This window comes from Ralstonia sp. Ralssp135 (assembly GCF_047304345.1).
Lineage (GTDB): Bacteria > Pseudomonadota > Gammaproteobacteria > Burkholderiales > Burkholderiaceae > Ralstonia > Ralstonia chuxiongensis.
In genome coordinates this window covers 1-4,941 of sequence record NZ_JBGLYZ010000080.1, presented here as the reverse complement: position 1 = coordinate 4,941, position 4,941 = coordinate 1, and the positions used below count along the sequence as shown (strand labels likewise).

Sequence of the window (4,941 nt, the reverse complement as noted above, 5' to 3'; positions counted from 1 at the left end):
TGGCGGTGGTGCTGGCTACTCGCGCGGTGGTGAAGGCGGCGGTGGTGGCGGCGGCTACGGCGGTGGCCGCAGCCAAGGTCAAGGCCAAGGCGGTGGCTACTCGCGCGGCGGTGAAGGTGGTGGTCAGGGCGGCGGTGCACGTCGCCAGCCGGCACCGTCGAATGGTTTTGAGGATATGGACGACGATATTCCGTTCTAAGTCCGTATCGCCAGAAAGCAAAAACCCGGCAGTCCGCCAAGGATGCCGGGTTTTTTGTTGGCTTAGGCGCGCAGACCCTGCGGCCGTTCTAGTCACTCTCACACGGCTTCTTGAAGACGTGCTTCACGCCACATTTAGTGGCATGCGCCGCATTCTTAACGCCGTGGCCGACCGCTCGTGCAGCGTTGGCCGTCGCATGCCCGGCTTCCTTTGCCGCATGGCCGGTCTTGCGGGCCGCTTCCTTCGTGTCCTGCTTGATGTTCTCCTTGGTCTCGGACAAATCGGCATGGGCCAGGGGGCTGAGCAGCGCAAGCAGCAGCGCAGGAATCAAAAGCAGACGACCTTTCACGGTGGGAATCCTCACAAACAAGTTCATGCAACGGCCGCGTCGAGCACCACAGCGGCGCGGCCGGTCAACAGGATGCGCGCGCCACTGCGCACGGTGAATCGGTACAGCACGTTGTTGCCGTCGCCGCCGATGCGTTCGGCCTCGATGTCGAGCGGCGAGTCGATGGTGTCGAGCCGGGGGACGTGAGCTTCAACGCTGCGCACGCTGGCGAGAAAGCCGGCGCGCGGGCGGGCTTGCGCAGCATCGCACAGAGCGCCATGCACGGCCATCGCCTGAGCGGCGTATTCGATGCCGCAGACCGCGGCCAATTGACCGTGCGAGCGCAACGGGTTGGCAGCGTCACGATGGCTCGTGGCGCTGCAATGGATGTGCGCGTCGTCCCATGCGACGACCGCGTCCAGCAGGCACATTGCGCCGCTGTGTGGAATGCGCGCTGCGATCCAGTTGCGGTCGAGCGGCGGAGATGGCTGCGCGCTTGACGTCATGGCGTGCCGAAGGTGATGTCGACCTGCACGCGGGTCTCGGGCAGATAGTCGAGCACGACATTGGCTGCGCGCCGTGCCGCCAACGCTTCCAGCAGCGGCAGGGCGCGCGCTGCGGCGTTGCCCTGCCACAGCGCTCCGAGCCCGGGTTGTGCCAATGCAGTCGACGCCGCGTCGGTCAGCGTGACGTCAATGCGCGCGAGCGTGCGCGGGCTGGCTTCGGGCGCAAGGACCATCGCCACCGCAAACGTATCGGGCACGGGCCGCACCGCGTTCAACGGTTCCGGGTACTCGCCGTCATACGCGATCAGCAGGGTGGGCGTGGCGTCAATCGTGACCTGACAGAGGCTGTCCAGCAGGCCGGCGGCAAAGCTGCCGTCGTACGCGCACAGCACATTGGACGGCGCCATCGCGTGCGTGGCGATGCTCCAGTAGCCTGCCGGGGCGTTGTGCACGGAGTTGTGGAAGCGCGTGGGCGAGAGCTTGCGATCGTCGCTCGCCAGGGTTTCGCAGATAGCGTGGCAGTTTTGGCCATCGCCGCCGGACGAACTGAAAACCGTGGCCAGCGTGGCGGCATCGCGTCCGCTGGCTGCGACGGCCTCGTGACCGACTGCCAGCGCGAGCTTGATCACGGGCCCCGTGCGGCGGCGCTCGACCGATGGCAGGCCGGCCGGCGGCGGCAACTCGGTCGGTGCATGCGCGTAGGGCGCGCGACCGGTGAGCACGTCAGCGGTGTGCGGCCAATCCCGCAGGCCGGGGCCCAGCAGGCCGATGCTCTCGATGAAGGCGCGCAGTTGGGTCATGACGAGAGGCCCACGTGGTCTGCGCGGCCGAAGACCAGGCTGCAATTCGTGCCGCCAAATCCAAAGGCGTTGCTGAGCGCGGTGCGAACAGGGGCGTGGTGGCTCGACGTCAGGTAGTTGACGGCCAAGGTCGGGTCCGGCTGCGTGGTGTTGATGCCGGCAGGCAGCAATTGATGGCGCAGCGCCAGCGCTGTGATCACCGCTTCCAATGCGCCCGCCGCGCCAAGCGTGTGGCCGGTCGCGCCCTTGGTCGAGCTGCACGCCGTGCCGTCGAACATCGCCTGGATGGCGCGCGCCTCCGCTGCGTCGTTGCTGGGCGTGCCGGTGCCGTGCAGGTTGATGTAATCGATGTCTGTTGCGGCCAGGCCGCTTGTGGCCAGCGCTTGCGTCATGGCAGCGCGTGCGCCCAGCCCTTCCGGATGCGGCGAGGACATGTGATGCGCGTCGCTCGATTCGCCAATGCCGAGCAGCAGGATCGCATCGTCGTGCAGCGCGCCCTTCGCTTCAGGGGCGCGCTCCAGCAGCGCAAAGGCCGCAGCCTCGCCGATGGAGATGCCATCGCGCGCCGCATCGTACGGCCGGCACGGTTGCCGCGACAGCAGCTCCAGCGAGTTGAACCCGTACAGCGCAGTCAGGCACAGCGAATCGACGCCGCCCACCACCGCCGCATCGATCAGGCCCGCGGCCAGCATGCGCCGCGCCGAGGCAAACACCTTGGCCCCCGACGAACACGCCGACGAGATCACCATGGCCGGTCCGCTCAACCCAAAATACGCCCGCACAAACGCGGCGGGCGAATAAATGTTGTGCGTTTGCGCGTAGTGAAAGTTTGCCGGCAGCGCGCCAGTCTGCGGATCGCGCTGCTGGTAGGCGCGTTCGGTTTCGAGAATGCCCGACGTGCTGGTGCCAATGAACACGCCGACGCGTCCGGCGCCATGGCGCGCCTTGGCGGCTTCGACAGCTTCAACAAAACCGTCCTGTGTGAGGCCGATCTGCGCAAGCCGGTTGTTGCGGCAGTCGAAATCGCGCAGGTCTGCACGCACGGGCGTGGCATCGGCGCCAGGCACTTCGCCGATCCAGGTGTCGAGTTCGGCGCGTGGGAAGTCACACGGCGTGAGCCCACCACGTTGCCCGCGCAACGCGTCGAGCGTGGCGTCAAGGCCACGTCCGAGGCAGCTTGTGGCGGTGAAATGCGTGAGCAGGACGGGCTTCACTGGGGATGGTGTCGCGACAATTGTTGGGTGGGATGACTCGGCAAATGGGGCGCCAATCGTTGACAAATTTTATCAAATGGCTATGTGCGAGCGGGCGGCCTGCGCGGGCTCCGGCGCGAGGGCTGCGCGCAACGTCGTGAACTGCAATTGCGCGCGAGCGGCGGCTTCGAGCACCTTTGGCAACACGGCCAATATGACGGGGGTGCCGTGTGCATCGCGCGCCGCATGCCCATCGTGGAGCAGCAGGATGTCTTGGGGCGCCAGGCCGTGCAGCAGGCGCTGGGCGATGGCGTCGGCGTTGTGCGAGCGGGTGTCGAAGCCGCGGCGCGTCCAGCTCGCCAACTGCAGGCCAAGCTGACACAGCACGGGTTCGAGAAACGGATTGCGCAGTCCGGCCGGCGCCCGAAAGAACAGCGGGCGCGTGCCGGCGATCTGTGTGAGCGTGTCTTGCGCGGCAGCAATCTCGCGCCGCAACGCGCCCGGCGCCCGCAGCGAGAACGTATGCCGATGGCGCTGACTGTGGTTTTCCACTGCATGCCCGCGCGCGACGATGGCCTCGACGCAGCGCGGGTGCCGCTGCGCCAATTCGCCGATGCAGAAGAAGGTGGCCTTGGCACCGTGCTGATCGAGCATGTCCAGCACGCGCGGTGTGACATCGGGGTCAGGGCCGTCGTCGATGGTCAACGCAATATGCTGGCCGGCCGTGGCGGGCAGATGCGTCCAGTTCGGGCCGAGCCATGCGCTGCGCGGCCACAGACCACCGGCCATCAGCACCAGATGCGAGGCGATGACGCTGCCACCCGCCCATGGCCATGTCGATGGGGCGGCCGCAACGGTAACCGCCGCGCCAGCGTGCAGCACTAGCGCGCCGCTGATCAGCGGTGTTGGCTTCCAGCGGCGGGCGGTGCCAGGCGGCGTGGTGATCGATGGGTTCATGCGGCAGGGTGCTGATTGTGATTGGCGCGTGGCGCGAGGATGGCGGCAAACACCAGCGCAAGCATGGCGCCCGGCCCGACGGTCAACCCGAACGTTTCCAACATCGGCACCCGCGAGAATGCCAGCAGGCCGAAGCCGGCTACCGTCGCCAAATTCGCCACCAGCAGGGACACCAGCGTCTGCGGCGCAATGGCCTGCGTGCGTTGATTGAAGAACAGCGCGTAGTTCGATCCCACGGCCACGATCAGCAGCATGCCGACCAGATGCAGGATGGTCAGCGGCACGCGTGCCAGCGCAAAGCCGGCCGTCACCACCAGCACCGCCGCCACCAGGGGCGCCAACGCGCGGAGGGTCCCCTGCGGTGAGCGCAGCGCCACGAGCAGCAGCAACGCGATCGCCGCGAAACCGGCCAGCGACAGGCGAAGGTCTTCCCGCACGTAGTTCACGTACAGCCGATCGGCCTCGGCCTTCATGTCGACGAAGAGCGCGCCCGGCACGGCTGCATGCTCCACGGCGGCGCGAATTGGGGCGGCATCCAGGCTGGATGAGTTGGGTGCGTTCCTCGTGGCGGCCGGCGCGCCTGACGGTGCGCGCAATGGCAGCATGGCGCTCCATTGGCCGCCGTGTTCCGTCAGCAGTGCCTCCACCGCCAATGCCATCGATGTGCCTTTCAGGTCTGCGCGCCGCAAAAGGGGCTGCGCGCGTGCTGCATCCACATCGGCGATGAACGGGGCGAAGAGATCAGGCTTCACGCGGATCGGCTGATCTTCAACGGCACTGCGCATGCGTGCAGCCAGTGCATCAGCGGCGGGCAGGCTTGCCAAGCGCGCGCGCTGACTCGCATCGCTCGGCAGATAGCGCGCGGGGTTCTCGAAGCCGGCCAGCACGCCGTTGTCCACCAGCGGTTGCAGTTGCGCGGCGACCTTCTCGGCACCTTCAAGCGCGGCCTGTTCGGTCG

Annotated in this window: 5 protein-coding genes and 2 pseudogenes; 1 reads left to right on the top strand and 6 read right to left on the bottom strand. The window is 67.3% G+C overall.

The features are described 5' to 3' along the window. A pseudogene (locus tag ACCD03_RS25375) lies at positions 1–199 on the top strand (single-stranded DNA-binding protein); the annotation flags it as partial. Positions 200–287: 88 nt separating this feature from the next. On the opposite strand, the gene ACCD03_RS25370 reads toward ACCD03_RS25375, so the two are convergent. The 6 genes and pseudogenes from ACCD03_RS25370 to ACCD03_RS25345 all read right to left on the bottom strand — a co-directional run. Beyond that, complete coding sequence (locus tag ACCD03_RS25370; RefSeq protein WP_024976699.1) at positions 288–548, bottom strand: hypothetical protein; 261 nt, start codon at positions 546–548, stop codon at positions 288–290. A 23-nt stretch (positions 549–571) separates the two neighbouring features. Then, a complete protein-coding gene (locus ACCD03_RS25365; protein ID WP_325648643.1) occupies positions 572–1,033 on the bottom strand; it encodes a hotdog family protein in 462 nt (153 codons plus the stop codon). Beyond that, entirely contained in the window at positions 1,030–1,833 is an 804-nt protein-coding gene (locus ACCD03_RS25360; RefSeq protein ID WP_413413268.1) for a beta-ketoacyl synthase chain length factor, read from the bottom strand. Before ACCD03_RS25360 ends, ACCD03_RS25365 begins: the two co-directional genes overlap by 4 nt. Continuing rightward, the gene (locus ACCD03_RS25355; protein WP_045203810.1) at positions 1,830–3,047 is read right to left on the bottom strand and encodes a beta-ketoacyl-[acyl-carrier-protein] synthase family protein; all 1,218 of its coding nucleotides are present in this window, start codon (positions 3,045–3,047) and stop codon (positions 1,830–1,832) included. The genes ACCD03_RS25360 and ACCD03_RS25355 overlap by 4 nt, the downstream gene beginning before the upstream one ends. A gap of 72 nt (positions 3,048–3,119) precedes the next feature. Further along, positions 3,120–3,983, bottom strand: coding sequence for a polysaccharide deacetylase family protein (locus ACCD03_RS25350; protein WP_325648649.1), 864 nt, complete (start codon positions 3,981–3,983; stop codon positions 3,120–3,122). Then, positions 3,980–4,941, bottom strand: a pseudogene (locus tag ACCD03_RS25345) (hypothetical protein); the annotation flags it as partial. The gene ACCD03_RS25350 and the pseudogene ACCD03_RS25345, both read right to left, overlap by 4 nt.